General features: G+C 48.6%; 15 protein-coding genes. 11 read left to right on the forward strand and 4 right to left on the reverse strand.

Annotated elements, in window-relative coordinates:
• Positions 1-4 precede the first annotated feature (4 nt).
• On the forward strand, positions 5-2782 hold the full coding sequence (locus VNM22_08195) for a vitamin B12-dependent ribonucleotide reductase (protein HWP47124.1): 2778 nt from the start codon (positions 5-7) through the stop codon (positions 2780-2782).
• 102 nt (positions 2783-2884) lie between these two features.
• Here the strand turns inward: VNM22_08195 and VNM22_08200 are convergent, their stop codons facing one another.
• On the reverse strand, positions 2885-3658 hold the full coding sequence (locus VNM22_08200; GenBank protein ID HWP47125.1) for an MBL fold metallo-hydrolase: 774 nt from the start codon (positions 3656-3658) through the stop codon (positions 2885-2887).
• Positions 3659-4276: 618 nt separating this feature from the next.
• Between VNM22_08200 and VNM22_08205 the strand changes: the two genes are divergently transcribed.
• From VNM22_08205 to VNM22_08215, 3 genes are all read left to right on the forward strand, one after another.
• The gene (locus tag VNM22_08205) at positions 4277-4735 is read left to right on the forward strand and encodes a hemerythrin domain-containing protein (protein ID HWP47126.1); all 459 of its coding nucleotides are present in this window, start codon (positions 4277-4279) and stop codon (positions 4733-4735) included.
• Positions 4736-4907: 172 nt separating this feature from the next.
• Positions 4908-5681: a hypothetical protein gene (locus tag VNM22_08210; protein ID HWP47127.1), complete on the forward strand. Its 774-nt coding sequence runs from the start codon at positions 4908-4910 to the stop codon at positions 5679-5681.
• A gap of 591 nt (positions 5682-6272) precedes the next feature.
• Positions 6273-6953, forward strand: coding sequence for a phosphoribosyltransferase (locus VNM22_08215; GenBank protein HWP47128.1), 681 nt, complete (start codon positions 6273-6275; stop codon positions 6951-6953).
• Between the two features lie 53 nt (positions 6954-7006).
• Here the strand turns inward: VNM22_08215 and VNM22_08220 are convergent, their stop codons facing one another.
• The 3 genes from VNM22_08220 to VNM22_08230 form a co-directional block, all read right to left on the reverse strand.
• Positions 7007-8284, reverse strand: coding sequence for a dihydrolipoamide acetyltransferase family protein (locus tag VNM22_08220; GenBank protein HWP47129.1), 1278 nt, complete (start codon positions 8282-8284; stop codon positions 7007-7009).
• Positions 8285-8360: 76 nt separating this feature from the next.
• Entirely contained in the window at positions 8361-12029 is a 3669-nt protein-coding gene (locus VNM22_08225) for a multifunctional oxoglutarate decarboxylase/oxoglutarate dehydrogenase thiamine pyrophosphate-binding subunit/dihydrolipoyllysine-residue succinyltransferase subunit (GenBank protein HWP47130.1), read from the reverse strand.
• 448 nt (positions 12030-12477) lie between these two features.
• Positions 12478-13893: a hypothetical protein gene (locus VNM22_08230; GenBank protein ID HWP47131.1), complete on the reverse strand. Its 1416-nt coding sequence runs from the start codon at positions 13891-13893 to the stop codon at positions 12478-12480.
• 258 nt (positions 13894-14151) lie between these two features.
• Between VNM22_08230 and VNM22_08235 the strand changes: the two genes are divergently transcribed.
• The 7 genes from VNM22_08235 to VNM22_08265 all read left to right on the forward strand — a co-directional run.
• Positions 14152-14751: a TetR/AcrR family transcriptional regulator gene (locus VNM22_08235; GenBank protein HWP47132.1), complete on the forward strand. Its 600-nt coding sequence runs from the start codon at positions 14152-14154 to the stop codon at positions 14749-14751.
• A 139-nt stretch (positions 14752-14890) separates the two neighbouring features.
• On the forward strand, positions 14891-16066 hold the full coding sequence (locus VNM22_08240) for an efflux RND transporter periplasmic adaptor subunit (protein HWP47133.1): 1176 nt from the start codon (positions 14891-14893) through the stop codon (positions 16064-16066).
• Positions 16063-16212, forward strand: coding sequence for a hypothetical protein (locus VNM22_08245; protein HWP47134.1), 150 nt, complete (start codon positions 16063-16065; stop codon positions 16210-16212). Before VNM22_08240 ends, VNM22_08245 begins: the two co-directional genes overlap by 4 nt.
• Entirely contained in the window at positions 16199-17122 is a 924-nt protein-coding gene (locus VNM22_08250; protein ID HWP47135.1) for an ABC transporter ATP-binding protein, read from the forward strand. Before VNM22_08245 ends, VNM22_08250 begins: the two co-directional genes overlap by 14 nt.
• Before the next feature lie 146 nt (positions 17123-17268).
• Positions 17269-19467 (forward strand): ABC transporter permease, encoded by a 2199-nt coding sequence (locus VNM22_08255; GenBank protein HWP47136.1) that lies wholly within the window; start codon positions 17269-17271, stop codon positions 19465-19467.
• A 2-nt stretch (positions 19468-19469) separates the two neighbouring features.
• Positions 19470-20600, forward strand: a complete 1131-nt coding sequence (locus VNM22_08260; GenBank protein ID HWP47137.1) for an ABC transporter permease — start codon at positions 19470-19472, stop codon at positions 20598-20600.
• Positions 20601-20961: 361 nt separating this feature from the next.
• A partial coding sequence (locus VNM22_08265; GenBank protein HWP47138.1) for a CoA-binding protein occupies positions 20962-22453 on the forward strand: 1492 nt, incomplete at its 3' end.

The raw sequence follows: 22453 nt of genomic DNA on the forward strand, positions 1-22453 counted from the left end.
TATCATGGAGCCATTCAACAACGGTGCTAAAGGAAACCTAGAAATTCTGAATCGTTTTACTGCCGGGTCCGTTGGAGAGGGTTTAAAAATCGAAAGGTTTTTTACCAAACCTGGCATTCATCCCTTTGATGAACTGGAATGGGAACTTCGGACGGCTCTCATTACCAATGAAAGAGGAGAAAAAATCTTTGAACAAAAAGATGTGGAAGTTCCCAAAACCTGGTCTCAGACGGCTACCAACGTTGTGGTCCAGAAGTATTTCCATGGTACCCTGGGGACCCCCCAGCGGGAACGAAGTGTGAAAACCTTGATCCACCGGGTAGCCCGTACCCTTACCGACTGGGGAATCCGGGATGGATATTTCGCTTCCGACGAAGATGCAGAGGCTTTTTACCAGGAACTATGTCATATTCTGGTCAATCAGAAAGCGGCCTTTAACAGCCCGGTATGGTTTAATGTGGGGATTGAACTCAAACCTCAGTGCTCGGCATGTTTTATAAATTCGGTGGAAGATACCATGGAATCCATTCTAGATCTGGCCAAGACCGAAGGGATGCTTTTCAAGTACGGTTCAGGAACCGGCACGAATTTCTCGACCCTCCGTTCTTCAAAGGAAAGGCTTTCGGGGGGTGGGATACCCAGTGGGCCTGTTTCCTTTATGCGCGGATATGATGCCTTCGCGGGGGTCATCAAAAGTGGAGGGAAAACCCGAAGGGCAGCCAAAATGGTGATCCTTAACATCGACCACCCGGATATTGTAGAATTCATTAACTGTAAGGCCAACGAAGAAAAAAAGGCCTGGGCGCTTATTGAAGCAGGATACAGTGGAGATTTCAATGTTCCAGGAGGGGCGTACGATAGTGTTGCTTTCCAGAATGCTAATCACAGTGTTCGGGTTACCGATGAGTTCATGCGGGCGGTTTTAGAAGATAAAGAATGGAAGACCCGGGCGGTAACCACAGGCCAGATCATAGATACTTATAAGGCTCGGGATCTTATGCGGATGATTGTAGAATCAGCGTATATTTGCGGGGATCCAGGTTTACAATTTGATACCACCATCAACGACTGGCATACCTGCCCGAATACAGGCCGGATTAATGCCAGCAACCCCTGCTCGGAATATATGCATCTAGATGATAGCGCCTGTAATCTCTCTTCCCTGAATCTCATGAAGTTCCGAAAGGACAACGGAGAATTCGATATCGAAGCTTTTCGCCATGCGGTAGATATCATGATCCTGGCCCAGGATATCATTGTAGATAATGCCAGCTATCCTACTCCGAAAATTGACAAAAATGCCAAAGCTTACCGGCAGTTAGGATTGGGGTATGCGAATCTGGGGGCTCTCCTGATGGCCCGTGGACTACCCTATGATAGCGATGAGGGGAGGGCTTATGCTGCGACGATTACGGCGCTTATGTGTGGGGAAGCCTATCGGATGTCGTCGATCCTTGCAGGGCGAATCGGTCCCTTTGAAGGGTATGCCAAAAATCGGGAACCCATGCTCCGGGTTATCCAAAAACACCGGGAACATGTAGACAAAATTGATCGGTCTTTGGTACCCCATGAACTCTGGATGGCCGCAAAAGAGGTCTGGGATGAGGCTTATCTCCTGGGGAGTGAGTATGGTTATCGAAACTCCCAGGTTACTGTGCTGGCACCTACAGGAACCATCGCGTTCCTCATGGATTGTGATACTACCGGTATAGAACCGGATATCAGCCTGGTTAAATATAAAAAGTTGGTCGGTGGCGGACTCCTCAAAATCGTCAATCGAACGGTTCCAGAAGCCTTGAAAAAACTCGGATACTCTGCAAACCAGATCCAGGCCATCTTACAATACATTGACCAAAACGATACCATTGAAGGGGCTCCGGAGCTAAAACCAGAACATCTGCCGGTTTTCGATTGTGCTTTCAAACCCTTAAAAGGAACCCGCTCCATCCACTATAACGGGCATATTAAAATGATGGCAGCCGTTCAACCTTTCATCAGCGGGGCTATCAGCAAAACGGTTAATATGCCCCATGAAGCAACCCCCGAAGACATCTGGCAGGTATACATGGATGCCTGGAAGCTAGGGTTAAAAGCCATTGCTATTTATCGGGATGGATGCAAGCGGACCCAGCCTTTAAGTACTTCCAAGGGAAGTCCGGGGACTAAAACCCTGAGTCCTGAGCCAAAATTAAGTTCACAACTCACTGATTTCAAGCCGGTCCGTAGGCGGCTCCCGGATGAAAGGAAGGCGATCACCCATAAGTTCAGCGTTGCAGGCCATGAGGGGTATATCACAGTGGGTATGTATGAAGACGGGAAACCCGGAGAAATCTTTATTGTTATGTCTAAGGAAGGATCTACCATCTCAGGGCTCATGGATGCCTTTGCGACCGCTATCTCCATAGCTCTCCAGTATGGGGTCCCCTTAGAAGTTTTGGTGAACAAATTCAGTCATATGCGGTTCGAACCTTCTGGATATACAGGGAATAAGCAGATCCCCATTGCTAAATCCATCATGGACTACATCTTCCGATGGTTGGCCTTAAAGTTCTTACCGGAAAAGGCAGAAGCCCAGGTGTTAGAACCGTCTACTCCTAAATCCTTGAGCAACGGCACCCCAGGTTCTGAAACTCTAGATGAAGAACGTCGGGGTATACTGGAAAAACAGATTTTCCAAACTCAGGCCGATGCACCCCTTTGCAGTGATTGTGGTTGCTTGATGGTCAGAAACGGTTCCTGCTACAAATGTCTGAATTGTGGAGCAACCAGCGGCTGTTCATAACTATTGATTTTATTTATCCCTGCTTGTGGGGGGCGCGTCCCTCTGTCCCTGCATCCCTTGGTCTCTGCGTCCCCCTGTCCCTCTATCCAAGGTCCCCGTGTCTTAATAGGATGGGTAGCCTAAAACCAGAATCTCCGTACTTGCCGGTAAAGTGGCCTTGCGAACCTCAAGGGTTGAACTTTTGACCTTACGTACCGGATACTTATCTCCCACAAAAGAAATAAAGTTGTCGATCATACCTTTAAAATCATACTGCATCGGAATAACCACCCGGGGTTTCAATTGTTCAATCACGGTTAAGACATCCCTATGACTCATTGTCCAGCTTCCATCTACTGAAATAAGAACAATATCAATTCTCCCTAAGGTTTTAATCTGTTCTTCGTTTAGAGGATGCCCCAAATTACCCAGGTGGGCAATACAGACCTCTCCTATTTCAAAGACAAAAATCGAATTAACCCCCAACCCTCCCCCGGTCCTGGTATAAACATTAAAGATCCGTATATCCTTGATTTTCTCATCGATCTTATTCCATTCCCCTTGGGGATTTACCCCCAAGAGCTGAATGGGATTCCCTTTGACTGCTTTTGTATTATCGTGGGCATGATGAAGATTGCTCACTGTAACAATATCCGGAGGGGTATCCGGAACATAGGGTAGAAAAGGATCTGTCAAAACCGTTGTACCCTCTGGCGAAGTAATCAAAAAGCTAGAATGCCCCAGCCGTTGAATAAGCACAGAGTTTGCGTTTACCAGTGTATAGTTAACCGGAATGACCCGGTCACGGACCATTTCTAAATCACAACCCGCAAACGCCTGGGGCAGAAAAGTCAGGGTGAAAATCAAAGAAATAAAAAAGAACAGGTTCTTTTCCATGAAAACTTACCTCCCACCTGTTGAACTAAACTTATTTTAAAAATCTGATGATATTTTCTATAAAGAAATCCTCCTTATTTGAGATTGTCAAGATTGTCAAGGAACTTCTCCGAGTTTAAAGTAAAGAACAGGGGGGTAAAGAAAGACGTTTCTATCGCATCCTACCCAACCGGACTGATGTATCTTTAATGAATTGAGACGTCCTTCTGACCCCTTTAGAAGGACCAGAAAGGGGTTAAATAAAACCCCACCAGATGCCGTATTTTACGAAAGAAACTCCAACAGGGATACGTTAGGGAGATTTAACCCTCTTAATAAATTCTACTGAAGATATTCGTAAAAGCCTTCCAGTACTCTGTTAATCCAGGTTTTCCACCTTTTTATTTAGGCTCCCGGTCCCCATCCCGGCCCCTTGTATTTTTCATTCTCCCCAGGCACAGAACTTGCTCCCTTAATCTTTAGAGTTTGTAGTGGGTAGAGCGGTTTTAAGCCTGATATTCGGGTTATTGTAAACCGATGGATAACAGATTCAGTCCGGATAAAAACTTTGACCCGGATTGGGAAGGATAGAACCCTCAAGAGGATAGAAAGTTAAATCCCAAAAGGAGGGAAGGTAATATGAATGCCATTCAATTACTTACCGAGGACCATAACAAAGTAACCGGCTTATTCGATGAATATGAAGCAACAGACGATATAAATCGGAAGAAGGAAATTGCCGAGAAGGTTTTTATGGAGCTTGAAGTTCACTCTAAAATCGAAGAAGAGATCTTTTATCCGGCCGTAAGGTCGAAAACGGATGAGGAAGGTAAGTCTCTGATTTCTGAGAGTATTGAAGAACACCAGAGGGTTAAAGACCTCATTCAAGAACTTCGGGACCTTGATCCTGAAAAGGATGAATTTGATGATAAATTCGACGAGCTTATAGATAACGTCGAGCACCATGTGGATGAAGAAGAAAGCGAAGTGTTTTCTAAGGCCGAAGAGTATTTCGGTAACGAGCTGGATCGTTTAGGCTCAGAAATGGAAACCCGCAAGGAACAACTTATGACTTCCCCTCGCTATATATCTTCTTAAACGTGAAAAGGTTTTTTAAGAGTGGAAAAAGATCAAGACCGGAAGGTAAGTCTTCCTACCCTGTGGTCTTGATCTTTGTTCTTTAGGTTCAGGCCCTTTTTCAGAGTTATAAACTCTAGCTCCTCAGACTCTCTGGTAACCCACCCCATGAAGAAAGAAAAGGAGATCTTATATGAAAACCGTGGTTGGAATTTTTACTTCACATTCCGATGCCAAACAGGCCGCCGAACGTTTACGATCGGTGGGCATCTCAAAGGATCGTATTAACTTTCTGATTCCGGGCTCTTCTGGAAAAGAGCCTCAGACAATCCCAATTACAGAAACAGAACAACCTGGGATAGGCAAAGCTATCGGCAGTGTAGTTGGGGGGGCTGTAGGTGCCGGTGCAGGTCTGGCTATTCCGGCTTTCTTTTTACCGGGAGTCGGTCCCGTTATTGCCCTGGGATTTATTACCTCGGCTCTTTTAGGTACCGGTGGTGCCATTGGTGGAGCAATGGTCGGAGGGGCTTTGGAAGATTACCTTGCCCAGGGATTACCTAAAGACGAGTTATTTCTCTACGAAGATGCATTGAGACGAGGCCGTACCGTCTTGATGGCCCTTGTGGAAGAGGAGACCCAGGTGGAAACAGTCCGTGATATCCTCACACAGATCGGAGCAGAAAGTCTCGATTCGGCCCGTGAGGATTGGTGGATAGGACTCCGCCATGCTGAAGAATTATCTTACACGGCCCAGGGTGGAAATTTTAAACGAGATGAACAGAGTTATCGGCGTGGTTTCGAAGCTGCTTTACATGTAGAAACCCGGGGTAAGCCTTATGAAGAGGTCCTAGACTATCTCCAGAAGCATGATCCAGGTCTGTATCAAGAAGAAGCTTTTCGCCGTGGATATGAACGTGGTCGGGCTTATTATCAAGACTTAAGGGAAAGGTATCAAAGCAAGGATTAATCTTTTGTACGTTGTCTGTTGTCTATGAAGAGGTAACGTACAACGGATAATGGATAATGGACCAAAAGAATGGCGTCAAGAGATATAAAACCTACAGTTAACCGGGATATTTCAGGTATCCACCCGGAGGGGGAGCAATCTAACCCAGGTACTAATCCCGGTGGGGATATAGAAGAAACAGACCTTATAACGGATCCGGGATACTTCTCTCATTCGTTATGAAAATGGGCAACCCCTGAAAGCCAAAATGAGTAATATCAACGTTGGCGATACCGAACGTTGGGCCTTTGTAGGAGGAGGCGCCCTGCTGATGCGTTCCGGTTTAAGGCATAGTTCTTTAAAGGGTCTATTTCTGACACTTTTAGGCGAGACTCTTATTTTGTCATTACTCACCGGATGAGGTTGGAAGATGCGCCTTATGGTTACAAGATTTTTAGGGATAAAGAAGATCATTGCATTAAAAGAGTACTCAGACCATAATGTAATAAAGAAGGACCTTGGATAAAGTCTTACATGGAGTATAAAGATCTTTAGTAGGGGTGCGTGATTCCGCACCCTTACGGGAGGTAGGATCTCTCTTATCCAAAAATTATGGAGATACGATTCCGAGATCGAAGGGAAGCGGGTCGTATACTAGGTCAGAGGCTGGCAACTTATGCGAATCGCCAGGATGTATTGATACTTGCGCTCCCACGGGGGGGTGTACCGGTAGCTTTTGAAGTGGCTAAAGCCCTTAAGGCTCCACTGGATGTATTCGTCGTACGTAAGCTTGGCGTACCCGGTGATGAGGAACTGGCAATGGGAGCCGTTGCTACAGGAGATGTATGCGTGCTTAATGAAGATGTGATTCGGGCTTTGAAGATACCTGAGACGGTTATTGAAACGGTTACAGAAAAAGAAAAGCGAGAACTTGAACGGCGTGAGTTTATTTATCGAGGGAATCGTCCCCCGCTGGATGTACGTGCACGTACTGGTATTCTGGTAGATGATGGCCTTGCGACAGGCTCCACCATGCGAGCTGCAGTTGCTGCACTCAAGCAGCAGCAACCTGCCCGAATTATTATTGCGGTTCCCGTTGCCGCACCTTCGACCTGTGAAGAGCTCCGGGCTGAGGTAGATGAGATTGTATGCCTGGCAACTCCGGAACCCCTCTTCGCCATCAGCCTGTGGTATGAGGATTTCTCACAAACAACCGATGAAGAAGTCCGTAACCTGCTGGAACAGGCCATGGAGGGATCTTCTGCAAACTATACGAATTCATCCCCACAATAACTCCCCTACTTCCGGTAAGACAAGAAGGAACCCGTAAGGTACAACATAGATACCTAATAATCCAGCTCCATGGTTTCTAAGTTTCGGGCAAACGCCTGCAGGAATTGCGCTGCAGTACTTCCATCCACCGCTCGATAATCATAGGATAAAGAAGCGTACATCATCCAACGGATGCCGATCATATCCTCAACGACCACGGGTCGCTTCTTAACTGCACCAATTCCTAAAATCCCAATCTGGGGAGGTTGAATAAGGGGAGCATCTACCACAACCCCGAAAGCCCCGGCATTGCTGACAGTAAAGGTTCCTCCCTGGAGTTCTTCAGGCTCGAGTTTCCTGGTTTGAGCCCGATAAATCAGATCCTCAATGGCTTTGGACATTCCCAATAAATTTAAGCCTTGAGCCTCTTTAATAAGAGGTACAACAACCCTATCTTCCAAAGGTACTGTAAAGCCGATATGGACAGATTCCTTTAAAGCAATCGTTCCGTCCTCTATAAGACCATTTAAGGTAGGAAATTGCTTGAGCGCCTTAACCGTGGCCACCAGGACAAAAGGTAGAAAGACCCACTCAGACGATCTTATGATCTTCTCTCCCTGGGTTTTTTCCAGGTGCCGGACGATCCGCGTCATATCTACTTCTATCAAAGCGGTTGCATGGGGTACGAGCTGGGGGCCTAAGACCCGGAGACGTGGGATCGCAGAGATACCAGGTTGTCTGAACCCTATTTCCCTTTCCTTACCTTCTGGTTTCTGCACTTCTTCTTCCAGAACCTGAGAGGGAGAAGGAATCGGCTCGGGTTTCGTTTCTTGAATCCTTCTTTTCGTTTTCAGGTCTGCCAGAATATCCTGCTTCATGATCCTACCACTCGGACCACTTCCCTGTTTCTGCTCGATTTCTTCTAGAGGGATCCCTTCCTTTTCGGCGATAGCCCGGGCCAGGGGAGAAATACGGGGACGTGGGGATGTCATTTCCACCTTTCTATCCTCCTGCCTTTGCACCTCTATCTCCTCCTGTCTCTCTATCTCTCCACGTCCCCGTGTCTCCGTCTCTCCGCGTTCTCCTGTCTCCGTGTCCCCACGTCCCTCCTCTACCTCTGTTTCAATCGAGGCGACTTCTGCCCCCACAGGGACCGTCTCTCCCTCGGCAAACAAGATTCGACTGAGTTTTCCTGTGGCCGGAGCCGGCACTTCTGCATTTACTTTATCCGTACTCAGGACCAGAAGGACTTCATCCTTCTTTACAAAATCTCCCTCCTTTTTGTGCCACTCCAGAATCGTCCCTTCGACTACACTTTCTCCCAATTGGGGGATTGTAACGCTGACTTTCATTATGCATCGGAAGCCAGAAATCAGAGGTTATTCTAAATTCCCCACTCCGACTTCTGGCTTTTGATTCCTGATTTCCCTATCCTTTAAGGGCCGTTTCAATAATTTGTCTTTGTTCCTCCTGATGAATCTTTAGAGAGCCGGTTGCAGGGCTGGCACTTTCTGGACGACCCACATAGATGGGTTCTGCATCTCTGAGTTTAGGGAAGAAGGATAAATCTTGCCGGAGTAATTTGCACAGGCGAGGACTTATATAACCCCAGGCACCCATATTTTGAGGCTCTTCCTGTACCCAGAAAAGCTCTTGCAGATTGGGATACGTTCGTAAGAGTTCTTGAAGCCGGGCTTCAGGGAAAGGATAGAGTTGCTCCAGACGTAGCAGAGCCATGTGACGGATTTGACGTTTTTCTCGCTCTTGTAAGAGCTCGTAATAAACTTTACCATTACACAGAATAACCCGGGTTACCGGCTCTTTAGAATTCAATAGGGTATCATCCAGGATTTCCTGAAAATGACCCTTTATCATCTCCTCAAGGGTTGAAACTGCCCGTGGGTGTCGCAACAGACTCTTTGGGGTGGCTATAACGAGGGGTTTACAGGTTCCATCATAAACCTGACGACGCAGGAGGTGGAAATACTGGGCCGGGGTTGTACAATTACAGACCTGAATATTATCCTTGGCGCAGAGTTGTAAAAATCGTTCAAGTCGAGCAGAAGAATGCTCTGGCCCCTGTCCTTCATAGCCATGGGGAAGTAACAGGACAATATCACTGGACTGACCCCATTTTTCTTCGGAACTGGCCAGGAATTGATCGATAATGACCTGAGCTCCGTTGGCAAAATCACCAAATTGGGCTTCCCAAAGCACCAGAGTGGAAGGATCCGCAACGCTATATCCGTATTCAAAACCGAGTACGGCTGCTTCAGAAAGAAGACTATCAAACACATCAAACTTTGCCTGGGTAGGTTCGAGATGGTTCAAGGGGACATATTCCTGTTCGGTTTCATAGTCATAGAGAATGGCATGGCGCTGGCTAAAAGTACCCCGGGCGCTATCTTCTCCGCTCAACCTTACGTGGATTCCTTCGGTCAGCAAACTACCAAACGCCAGGGCCTCGGCAAAGGCCCAATCTATAGGAGCCTGAGGATTGGTGAGAATGGCTCTCCGTTTTTCCAGGAACCCATGAAGTTTGGGATGCAGCTTGAAATCCGAGGGAAGTGTAGTCATTCGCTCTGTAATCAGGATTAATCGATCTTTCTCGACCCCGGTATCTGAAAGTTCTTTAGGCTTTGGTTTTGCCACGTCTATTAAAGGATTCTTGGATAGACGAGGGGTCGTTGTGGGCTTGAGGGACTTGACCACTTCCAGGGCCTGTTCAAAGCGTTTGTGAAAATCTGCCGCCATTTCTTCAGCTTCCTCCGGCTTCAATTCGTTATCTCGAAGTAGCTGTTCGGTATAAATCTGCCGGACCGAGGGATGCTCCTGGATTTTTTTATAAAGCACAGGGTGGGTGTAACTGGGTTCATCCACTTCGCTGTGACCGTGGCGACGATAGCAAATAAGGTCAATAACTACATCGGTTGCAAACTTTTGCCGATAGGCAAACGCCAACTTTACCACATGGACCGTTGCTTCCGGATCGTCCCCGTTAACATGGAATATGGGTACCTGCAACATTTTAGCAATGTCGGTTGCATAGAGCGTAGAACGGGCCTGCTCCGGAGAGGTGGTAAAACCTATTTGATTATTGATGACAATATGAACGGTACCCCCCGTACGATATCCTCGAAGCTGAGAGAGGTTAAGCGTTTCAGCCACAATGCCCTGACCGGCAAAGGCAGCATCCCCATGGATTAGGACCGGGATGACCTTTTTCCTGTTGGTATCGCCGATCCGCTCCTGTTTAGCCCGGGTCATTCCTTCTACGACCGGATTGACGGCTTCCAGATGACTTGGGTTTGAGGCCAGCGAAAGGTTGATTTTCTTACCGGTGGGAGTTTCATAGAATCCGGTAGCTCCCAGGTGATACTTGACATCTCCGGAACCTTGAGGTGCGGTCGGGTCTATATATTCTTCGAACTCCGAAAAGATTTTTTCATAGGATTTACCGATAATATTGGCCAATACATTTAATCGTCCCCGATGGGCCATCCCCATCACGACTTCCACCACTCCCTGTTCCGCGGCTTCGTCTAATAAGGCATCGAGCATAGGAATCAGGGTCTCAGCCCCTTCCAGGGAAAAGCGCTTATAACCCACATATCGGGCATGGAGGAATTTCTCAAAGGCCTCGGCGGCATTCAATCTTAAGAGGATTCGGCGCTTGGCTTCACGGGAGAGCTGGGTTTTATTACGGCAACTCTCCATCCGCTCCTGAAGCCACAGCTTTTGCTCCGGGTTTTGGATATTTCTATACTCCACACCGATTTTCCCACAGTAAGTTTCCCGCAAGGTATCCAAAATATCCCGCAGGGTAGCAACCGACTGGCCTCCCAATCCTCCCGTAATAAACTTTCGATCAAGATCCCAAATGGTCAATCCATACTGAGCCGGATCCAACTCGGGATGATAGTGAGGCTCATAACCTAAAGGATTGAGATCTGCAAGTAAATGCCCTCGGACTCGATAAGCATTGATAAGCTGTAACACCCGGGCCTGTTTTTCTATAGCTTCAAGGTTACGGGTTAAATCCAGGAGCTCTTTATTCTCATCACGTTCCCAGTGGACAGGTTCATGGGGTAGCTTAAGATCCGTAAAGATTTGTTCATAGAAGCCATCTTCTCCCTGGAGCAATTGATGAATTCGAGCCAGATAGGAACCCGATTCGGCCCCTTGAATGATCCGGTGATCATAGGTGCTGGTAAGGGTCATGACTTTACTGACCCCCAACTGAGAGAGGGTCTCCTCGGACATCCCTTGATACTCCGCCGGATAATCAATCGCACCCGTTGCGATAATGGCTCCCTGTCCTGGCATAAGCCTTGGGACCGAAGCTACCGTACCTATCATTCCAGGATTGGTTAAACTAATGGTCGTGTCCTGAAAATCCTGGAGTGTCAACTTACCCGAGCGAGCCCGCTGAACCACATCGTTATACGCCTTCAGAAACTCAAGGAAGTTCATTTTATGAGCGTTCTTGATATTAGGTACCAGTAAAACCCTGGAGCCATCTTTTTGCTCAACATCTATTGCCAGCCCCAGATTGACCTCGGTCCTCTGAACCCTATGGGGTTCTCCGTTTAAGACCATAAAGGCCGAGTTCATATTGGGATAATCCTTCAGGGCTTTAACCATCGCCCAGGCAATAATATGGGTATAAGAAGCCTTCCCCTGTCCCATCAAACTCAGGTGCTGATTGATGATCCGCCTATTTTCTTCCAGTACTTTAACCGGTATCACACGAACAGACGTAGCCGTCGGCAAGGTTAAACTGGCCTCCATATTCTCTGCAATCTTGGCCATAACTCCCCGAAGGGCCTTGATTTCTCCCGTAGGCAACGAACGATAAGCCGTGGATAGTTCCTCTTTTTCCGGCTTCCGGCTTCTAACCTCCGGTCTTTTGTCCTCTCCAGGGGCTCCTCCATTACCTGCCTGAAAATCCCGTTCATAACCCGCAAAAAACCGCCGCCAGCTCTCACTTACCGCTGAAGGGTCCTTCAGGTACTGCTCATAAAGATCCTGGACAAAGTCGGAGTTAAATCCAAACTGCATTATTTTCAAGTCTTTATCCGACATTTTCTCTTTCATACCTCCTGATTATTAATTTAAGGTTAAACAATCCCCTAAGGCCAGAGTAAATCTCGGATTTCTTTCGTAGTCAATCAGACTCCAAGTGAGTACTCCTTAATCCCCTCAGAGTAATCTTTCCATGAAGAAAAAGAATAAACCTTTTGCTCCCATGGGGGGGGGTGACTCTCTGCTGGAGCTGTAAAGGATACCCGGAGAAACACCCCTCGTCTTTCCTATCTAACGATTTTTCCCTAATCCTTTAACCGACCTTTTATACTATTTTTTATCTTTTATTTTCACCTTATGTTCCCTTGAAAATAGGAGGTTAACATAAAAACAATCATCCGGTTGAAGGAGCACCTGTTCGTCAGGCGCAGAAAGATCAGCAAAATATTTCAACCGACCGCCAGGGGTAAGGGTTAGGGTTGATCAACCCCTTGATTTCAAGGCCACACATCTTTGAACTTCATGAGGAAGCAGTCTTCCACAGATTTCCTGCCAGACAGAGAACGGCTAACCATCCGATGATCCCTGAAAAGGCAAAGGCAGTTTTAGCGACCCACACACTTGCGGGAACTGCTTCAAATAGAGCTGAAGGGAGAAGCAAAGGAAATATACGGCAGATGGTGGCTACAGTGCCCAACCAGAAGGTCAAATCTACCAGTTGTGTGCTGGCTACTCGCTTCTTCTTAATAAAGCCCGGAATCATACGTACGGACATACCGAAAATCAAGTGGGTAATGAAGCCTAACAAATACAGATGTCGTATCACATCATTCCCGATACTAACCGGGCGTCCCCACAGGGTAGCAATCCCCAGAAGGATTTCAAAGAAGGCCCCCACGACAAGCCATACATAAGCGGCATAGACCGGTCTCTCAAATCGACCAAATTCCCCGTAATCCGGCATACCCGGTCGGGTGGGTCGGCGGTCTGGGGCTGGTTGTAAAGCCCGTTGACCTGTCCAGGGTTCCCGAAAGCGGGTGAGAATATCCAGCTTCCAAACAAACCAGAAGATAATCCCTCCCTTTAGGAGCATCCCTACCTGGGATAGGTAGAAAGACGCCCGGGGTATCAGATCTGAAAGGGGAGGAAAAGCAGGAACAGTTTGTAAGCAAAAGGCAAAAAGGTAGGCATAAGCGACCCTACAAACAGGCCAATCGATAGGAGCAAGGCGGAAATAAAGCGGAAACGTACGAATCGAAAAGGCAAAGGCGACCGGAAGAAGAACCAGACTAACAAATACCTGGATGGAAAATTCGTTCCAGGCCGGATTTATCATACTCCCTTTGCTCAAAACCATCTGGATAAGCAAAATAAGGTTGAGGCTGGCATAAAAAAGCCAGCCAACCAGCATCATACCAAAGTAGGGTTTTACCGATGTCAAGGCCGGACGTTGGTCCACCCCCTTTACCCCGTAAAGGGTTTTACTTAACAAAAATAAATAGGCAAAAATACCCGACCCTTCTAACAATCCTGAGCCGACAACCATTCCGCCGAAAAGAACAAACAACGTGCTTCCGGTTACATAAGGTAAAATTACATGGCCGATGCTCCGAAGCAAAAGCCCACCTCCCATCAGCCAAAGGATGCGGTGGATCCACCGGGGTTGAGAAATGGGGACTCCGGCCAGCCGGGGAATAAAATGGAGGCTAATTCCAAGGATAAATAACCCGGCCCAGCCAACCAACTGGAGATGGCCGTGGGTTTGAATAAAACTGTGATAGCCTTTTCCCAGTGGAAAGTCATAACCAATGACAAAAGTTAAATGGGCACCGATGTCAAACCCTGCAAATAAAGCAGCAGACAGCGCCACCCAGATATAGCCTATTTGAAACTCTGCCTGTTTACTTCTCGATTCAGGAATAGACTCGTTTAACACTGTCCCTGAAAGGAATAAAAAATAACTGAGATCATCCGAGAACCCAAAATCGATTTAAATATAAACCGACTATTTGTTGCATCAAGGAAAAATTTGAACTTTTCAACAGGCCTGGAGAATCCAGTCCCATGGTCGGATATCCGACCGAATTAAGAAGGTTAAAAGGGGAATCCTTTCAAAATTTTGAATCTTCTCTTGACGGCGAAGGAGATCGGCTTTCTCTTATAAGTGAAAGCAGATTCACAAAAAGGAGAAGATGTGGGTATAGAAAAACTGAGGACAGAAATCAGGAGAGAGCAAATCGTTCAGGCGGCCCTGAACCTGATTGCCAGCCATGGCATGAGGAAGTTAAGCATAGCCGGGGTAGCTCGCCGGGTTGGTCTGGTTCCCTCTGCCATTTACCGCCACTTTAAGAATAAGGACGAGGTATTGGATGCGACTCTGGAATTTATCCGAAATAGACTCCTGGACAACGTCAAGGAGGTCTTTGAAGAAACTCCAGACCCGCTGGAGCGTCTCAGGCGATTGTTGATGCGCCATGTCAGACTGATCCGAGAGAACCAGGCCATCCCGCTGGTTATCTTTTCTGAAGAGGTCTACCACGGTTCCCCGGAGAGAAAAGCCAGAGTTCGTGGAATTATGCAGGGGTATCTGGATAGGGTGGGGGACATTGTTCGCCAGGGCCAGCGGGAAGGGCGTATACGTTCCGAGATCGATCCGAAAACAATCTCTCTGATGTTTATAGGTCTGTTCCAACCGGCGGCGATCTTCTGGCATATAAGTGATGGAGGGTTCGATGTAACAAAGCATACTGAGAAAGCCTGGAAGGTTTTCAGTAAAGCGATTCAGAGAGGTTAATTTTTGTAATTTCTGTGAATTCCTATTCACATAAAATGGAATAGGAAAGATTACTACTCCCTTTTTTTAATGAAACCCTTCAGGCAGAACAATTTTTTAGTTCTGGATACCAGTCGGTATTTGCAGAGGAGGGGCAGCCATGAAGAATAAGAAAAAGCTGATCATCTTGTTCTCCATCCTGATAATCGCCGTCCTGCTGATCTACGAGTATATCCAGGGTAGATCCGGCAAGGAGCCGAACATCCTTCGGGTTTCCGGTAATATTGAAATTACAGACGCTGAAATAAGTTTCAAAATTGCAGGCCGGGTGGAAGAGCGTCTGGTCTCAGAAGGTGAGAGGGTCCAGGCGGGTCAGGTCGTGGCCCGATTAGATCATACGGAGCTGGTTCATCAGGTTGCTCTGCGTAAAGCAGAAGTTGAAGTAGCCCGTGCAGCCCTTGCCGAACTCGAAGCAGGACCTCGACCGGAAGAAATTGCTCAGGCCGAGGCTGTGGTCCGGAAGGCACAGGCACAACTCGACGAACTGCTGGCCGGATCAAGGCCCCAGGATATAGCCGTTGCAGAGGCAGCGGTACAACGGGCGAAGGTTGAAGTAAACCGTTTAAAAGCAGACTATGAGCGGCGTTATAAACTCTACCAGGAGGGAATCCTATCCACCAACGAATATGAAGCGGCACAAACGGCTTATAAAGTAGCTACTGCCCAGCTAAAAGAAGCAGAAGAGCGTTTGAAACTCCTCAAAGAGGGTCCCCGAAAAGAGCAAATCGAACAAGCCCGTGCAGCGTTGATGCAGGCCAAAGAGACGCTTACTCTGGTCAAAAAAGGTCCTCGTAAAGAGACCATCGATCAAGCCCGTGCCCGCCTGGACCAGGCTAACCAGGCCCTGGCAATGGCAGAAACCCAGTTAGACTATGCAACCCTGGTCTCACCGATCTCCGGGGTTGTGCTGTCTAAGAACGTCGAGCCGGGAGAATATGTTGCTCCCGGAACACCGGTTGTTACCCTTGGTAATCTGGATAATGTGTGGTTACGGGCCTATATCAACGAAACCGACCTGGGTCGCGTGAAAGTAGGCCAACGGGTGCAGGTGACCACCGATACCTATCCAGGTAAAGTATATGAAGGACACATTTCCTTCATTGCTTCGCAGGCAGAGTTTACACCCAAGAATGTGCAGACCGAGAAGGAGCGCGTGAAGCTTGTTTATCGCATTAAAATCCATATCCCCAATCCCAATATGGAGCTGAAACCTGGAATGCCCGCCGACGCAGATATTCTGATCTCCAGTACTGACAGGGAGGAGGTTTTAAAATGAGGAAACCTGAACTACGTCAAGATGCAGCAGCTAAAGAATGGGTTATGAGGGTCGTAAGCCATGCCAGGCGGTTATCTGTGTTTGCAGTAAGGACGCCGACATGCCCAAGCCGATGGATATTGGAGGTATATCATGGAAGCTATTAAGATCAGCCGTCTTACAAAGACCTTTGGGGACCTACGAGCGGTTGATGACCTTACTCTTGGTGTATCTCAAGGAGAAATCTTCGGACTTGTGGGCCCGGACGGGGCCGGGAAGACCACTACCCTGCGACTCCTCACGGCGATTCTGAGTCCTACTTCGGGAGATGCCTGGATAATGGGCAAACATATCGTTCGGGAAGCAGAAGCTCTTAAGGAAGAGATCGGTTACCTGAGCCAGCGCTTTGGACTCTACCCGGACCTGACGGTAATGGAAAATATCCATTTCTATGCAGATATCTATGGTGTACCACGCAGGAGTCGAGACTCAAAGATTGATAGGTTACTCTCTTTCAGTAATTTAACCCCTTTCAAAAACCGTCTGGCAGGAAATTTATCCGGTGGAATGAAGCAAAAGCTTGGCCTGATTTGTGCGCTGATCCATACCCCAAAGGTACTCTTCCTGGATGAGCCGACCAACGGGGTGGATCCCCTTTCACGCCGGGACTTCTGGCGCATCCTGTATCAACTACTTCGTGAGAAAGTTACCATCTTTATTTCCACCGCTTATCTCGATGAAGCCGAGCGCTGCAATCGGGTGGGTCTCATCCATAAAGGCAGGCTTCTTGCCTGTGGAACCCCCCTGGAGGTGAAGAAGTTGATGCAGGGAACCATCCTGGAGGTTCGCCCCTCAGAGCCCCACAAAGCTACAACTCTCCTGCGCCAACGGTTTGGAGCCGACCTGGTAAGCCTGTTCGGTGATCGTGTTCACGTTATAACTCAGGAGCCAGACCGGACCCTGGTTCAGGTGGAAGGAATCCTCACCGAGGCTGGTCTTAAAGTCCTGGACACGCAATCTACCGAACCGACGCTTGAGGATGTGTTTATCTCGGTTCTTGCCAGGGATAAAGGGTGAAGGGGAAGGGGGAAGTGTGGGGGGTATGGAGGTAGGAGAGTATGGAGGTTTGGGTAAGTTGCCTCCACTCCTCCACTTCCCCACTTCCCCGCTTCCCCACTCCCATACTTCCATACCCCCACACTTCAATAACAGAAAAGAGGACCATGAACACCGGTAAAAATGAAAAGGCTGTAATCGTAAAGGACCTGGAAAAGCGGTTTGGTAGCTTCATTGCTGTGAATCGTATTAGTTTCGAGGTTGCCAAAGGGGAGATTTTCGGTTTCCTGGGTCCCAACGGTTCGGGCAAATCCACAACAATTCGTATGCTGTGTGGTATTCTGGCTCCTACTGCCGGGACAGGAACGGTTGCTGGATTTGATCTTCGTACCGAAGCGGAAAAGATCAAGGCCCATATTGGTTACATGAGCCAGAAGTTCTCGCTCTACGAGGATCTCACCGTCGAGGAGAATATAACCTTCTACAGTGGCATCTACCGCATCCCTCCGGAAAAAAAGAAAGAACGTAAGGAATGGGTCATGGAGATGGCCGGTCTCAAGGAGCATCGACATTCTCAAACAGCCATTCTGTCGGGCGGTTGGAAACAGCGATTAGCCCTGGGGTGTGCCATTCTCCACGAGCCGCCGATTCTCTTCCTGGACGAACCCACATCGGGTGTGGACCCTATCAGTCGTCGTCAGTTCTGGGATCTGATCTATGAGCTTTCTGGCAAAGGAGTGACGGTCTTCGTCACCACCCACTACCTGGATGAGGCCGAATATTGCCATCGCATCGGCTTTATCCACCAAGGTGAGTTGATTGCCGTGGGAACCCCCCAGGTGCTCAAGACCGAATTCATACAAGAAGATATCCTGGAAGTCTTGTGTGAACGGCCTCAGGACGTAATAGATGAGATCGAGAAGGTGGCAGGTGTCAAGGAAGTCACTCTGTTCGGTCAAGGATTGCATATCACAACCGGGGAGAGCCGTAAGGTTTCGGCAATTGTTCAGAACCTCCTCAACGCGCGAGGTTATCCGGCCGACCGTATCAAGAAAATAGTCCCTTCCCTGGAAGATGTATTCGTTTCACTCCTTTCGGCCCGGAATCGAGACCTCACTCCTTCTTCCCATCCCCGCCCCTTTAGGCCCTCCCTCCCCCTCTCCCAGGTTGGGAAAGGCGAAAGGGAGAAGGGGAAGGAAAGGGAGAGAGAGGAGGTGGGAAGAGGTTCGACGATAAAGTTATTGCGAATTTGGGCAATTGCCCGTAAGGAGTTTACCCATATCATCCGCGATCCCCGAAGCCTCGGAATGGCCATTGCCATTCCCATACTCATGTTGGTACTCTTTGGTTACGCACTGACGTTAGACGTGGATAACGTGCCGATGGTTATCTGGGATCAGGACAATTCCAAGATAAGTCAGGAGTTTATCAGTCACTTCGATGGTTCTCGCTATTTCTCGATTCGGGGATATGCCCGTAACTATCGGGAAGTTGAGCGGGCCATTGATTCCGGACAGGTCCTCCTGGCCCTCGTTATTCCGACAGATTTCGCCCAGCGTATCGAGTCCGGGCGGTCGGTTTCGGTCCAATTGATTGTGGACGGGAGTGATTCCAACACAGCGATTATCGCCATAGGCTACGTCGAGGCGGTAACTTTGACCTATTCCCGAAGTATTGCCATTGAGGAGATCCAGAGAGTCGGCGGGCGTACACCTTATCTACCACTGGAGTTGCGACCCCGGGTTTGGTTTAATACCGACATGGAATCCAAAAATTACATCATCCCCGGCCTCATCGCCGTGATTACCATGGTGATCGCAGCACTTTTGACTTCTCTAACCGTCGCCCGCGAATGGGAACGCGGCACCATGGAGCAGTTGATTTCTACACCCGTCAAGGGCCAGGAACTGATCCTTGGGAAGCTTCTGCCCTACCTTGCCATCGGTATGTTTAACGTGCTGCTGGCCGTGCTTATGGGCCAGTTCGTATTTCAGGTTCCCCTACATGGTAATGTGGCTTTACTCTTTGGGGTAGCTTTCATATTTGTAACAGGGGCTTTATCCCTGGGCATGCTGATTAGTATCGTGACCAAGAACCAGCTTTTGGCTAACCAGTTGGCCATGGTACTGACCTTTCTGCCCTCGTTTCTGCTATCCGGGTTTGTGTACGCCATTAGCAATATGCCCCAGCTACTTCAACTCATCACGTACCTGATCCCTGCCAGGTATTTCATGACCCTCCTCAAGGGTATCTACCTGAAAGGTGTGGGGTTAGAGATCCTGGCCATGGAGACAGGCCTCCTGACCCTCTTCAGTGCGGCCATGGTAACTCTGGCCAATCTAAAGTTCAAGAAGAAGCTGGAGTAGATATGTTTGAACGCATAAAATACATGCTCTTCAAGGAGTTCATCCAGATCTTTCGAGATCCACGGATGAAGTTTGTTATATTCGTGGCACCTGTGGTTCAGGTCCTGGTGTTTGGATATGCCGCAACAAACGATATACGACAGGTTCCCATTGCGGTTTACGATCTTGATAATAGCGTAACCAGTCGAGAACTCATAGCCCGTTTTGTGAGATCGGGTTATTTTAATATTGTGACGTTCGTTCAGGATGAGCGTCATGCCACTACGTTAATAGACCGTGATAAGATCCGGGCTGTGCTTCGTATGAATAAAGGTTTCGAAGAGGATGTGGGAGCCGGAAGGACGGCCCAACTTCAGGTGATTGTAGATGGAACGGATTCCAATATGGCAGGAATCGTACTCAATTACAGTACCAGGATTGTCGAGCAGTTCTCACAGGAGATTTTAACCACAAGGCTCATGCGGCTTCAAGGCCCGGTCCGAACTCCCGGGCAAATAGAGGTGCAAACCCGGACCTGGTTCAATGAGAACCTTGAGAGTCGTAATTTTTACGTGCCTGCCATCATCGCCAACCTCGTTTTACTCATGACCATGTTGTTGACGAGTATGGCCGTTGTGCGTGAGAAGGAGATCGGTACCCTGGAGCAGATTCTTGTCACTCCCATCACCCCAGTGGAGTTCATCCTGGGTAAGACCACTCCTTTCATCCTCATTGGTTTTGCCAATGTAAGTTTAATTACAGGGGTGGGGGTATTCTGGTTTAAGGTACCCATCCGGGGAAGTCTGATATTGCTTTTCTTTGCCACAGCCCTTTACTTGATGACGACGTTAGGGGTGGGACTTTTGATTTCAACCATCAGTCAGACTCAACAGCAGGCTATGATGAGTTCTTTTTTCTTTACTTTTCCGGCGATGCTCTTGTCGGGATTCATGTTTCCAATTACCAGTATGCCTCAAGTCATCCAGTGGCTAACTTATCTGAACCCTCTGAGGTATTTCCTGGTCATTATTCGGGGTATCTTCCTTAAAGGGGTAGGAGTGAGCATTCTTTGGCCTCAAATGGTCGTATTAGCCCTCATAGGCCTTACCGTACTGGGGTTGGCATCGCGAAGATTCCAGAAAACCCTTACCTGATGGCTAAGGAAATTGCTAAAGAGGGTTAATAATACCAAGTTGATATTAACCTATAGGAGGTAAAGTAGGGACAGCCCCATCCTGACCCTCCCCCCATGGGGGGAGGGAAGGAAGTCAGGTTAGAAAAACTACCTCAGAAAAAGGGAAGGGAGGGGCTACCTGCTTGAGAGCGACCGACAGGGGTAGTTCCAGAGGGTTGTCCTGTAGGAGAGTAGATAATTGCCGCCCGGCCCCCCTTTAGGCAACATTTTTATTGTGAAGGGGGGAGACAGTAACGAAATAATCCCCTTAAAGAGGAAGGGAGAAGGAATGGAAGAAAGGGAAAGTCCATTTTTCTTTTCTTTCCTGCTAGAGTAAACCTATGAAAAGTCCTGGTATGCCAACTACAGATCCCGTCCATGACGTTTTGCGCTATGAACGTCAACCCCTGGATGCGATCTTCGCACCGCGGAATGTGGCTGTAATCGGTGCGACCGAAAAGGCTGGCAGTGTCGGACGTACCGTTTTATGGAACCTCATCCATAATCCCTTTGGGGGAGTCGTTTTTCCTGTCAATCCGAACCGACATAGCGTATTAGGGATCAAAGCCTATCCCCATATTGGAGCGGTACCCGATCCGGTGGACCTTGCCGTTATTATCACACCGGCACCTACGGTACCTGGAATCATCGGAGAGTGTGTCGATGCCGGTGTAAAAGGAGCGATTATCATCTCCGCCGGTTTCAAGGAGTGTGGGCCGGAAGGTGCTGAGTTAGAGCAACAAATCCTTGAGCAGGCGCGTCGTGGGAAGATACGCATCATTGGACCCAATTGTCTGGGTGTGATGAACCCGCTTACCGGTCTTAACGCCACCTTCGCCAGGACTATGGCACGACCCGGGAATGTCGGCTTTATCAGCCAGAGTGGTGCACTGTGCACAGCTATCCTGGATTGGAGTTTACAAGAGAACGTAGGATTCAGCGCCTTCATCTCTATCGGCTCTATGCTCGACGTCGGTTGGGGGGATCTCATTTATTACCTGGGTGACAATCCCCACACCCACAGTATCGTCATTTATATGGAGTCCATAGGGGATGCCCGATCGTTCCTCTCTGCGGCTCGGGAAGTAGCCCTCACTAAACCCATCATTGTCATCAAGGCCGGTCGTACAGAGGCTGCAGCGAAGGCCGCAGCTTCCCATACGGGGGCTCTCACCGGGAGCTATGAAGTCCTGGAGGCAGCTTTTCGCCGTTGTGGTGTACTTCACGTCAATAACATTGCCTATCTTTTCCATATGGCCGAAGTGCTCGCCAAGCAACCGCGTCCCCGAGGTCCGCGGCTAACGATTGTTACCAACGCCGGTGGCCCCGGGGTACTTGCCACCGATGCCCTGATCGCAGAGGGGGGAGAATTGGCGGAATTATCCCCGGAAACCCTGGAATCCCTCAACCAACTTCTCCCGGTTTACTGGAGCCATAGCAACCCTATCGATATTTTAGGAGATGCCGACCCTCAGCGATATGCAAAAGTCCTGGAGATTGCCGCGAAAGATCCGAATAGCGATGGTCTATTGGTCATTTTGACTCCCCAGGCGATGACCGATCCGACCCAAACGGCGGAGCAGTTGAAAGCTTACGCCCAGAATAGCCACATACCTATCCTCGCCAGTTGGATGGGTGGGGCCGATGTTGCGGCGGGAACAGCGATTCTTAACCAGGCCGGTATTCCTACCTTCCCTTACCCGGACACGGCTGCCAGGGTGTTCAATTACATGTGGCGATATAGTTACAACCTGCGGGGTCTATACGAAACTCCGGTCCTCCCGGTAGGGGGGTATGAGAGTGTCCACACCTCTATCCCCACACCCCCCCCCC

It is taken from the genome of Candidatus Limnocylindrales bacterium, assembly GCA_035559535.1.
Lineage (GTDB): Bacteria > Moduliflexota > Moduliflexia > Moduliflexales > JAUQPW01 > JAUQPW01.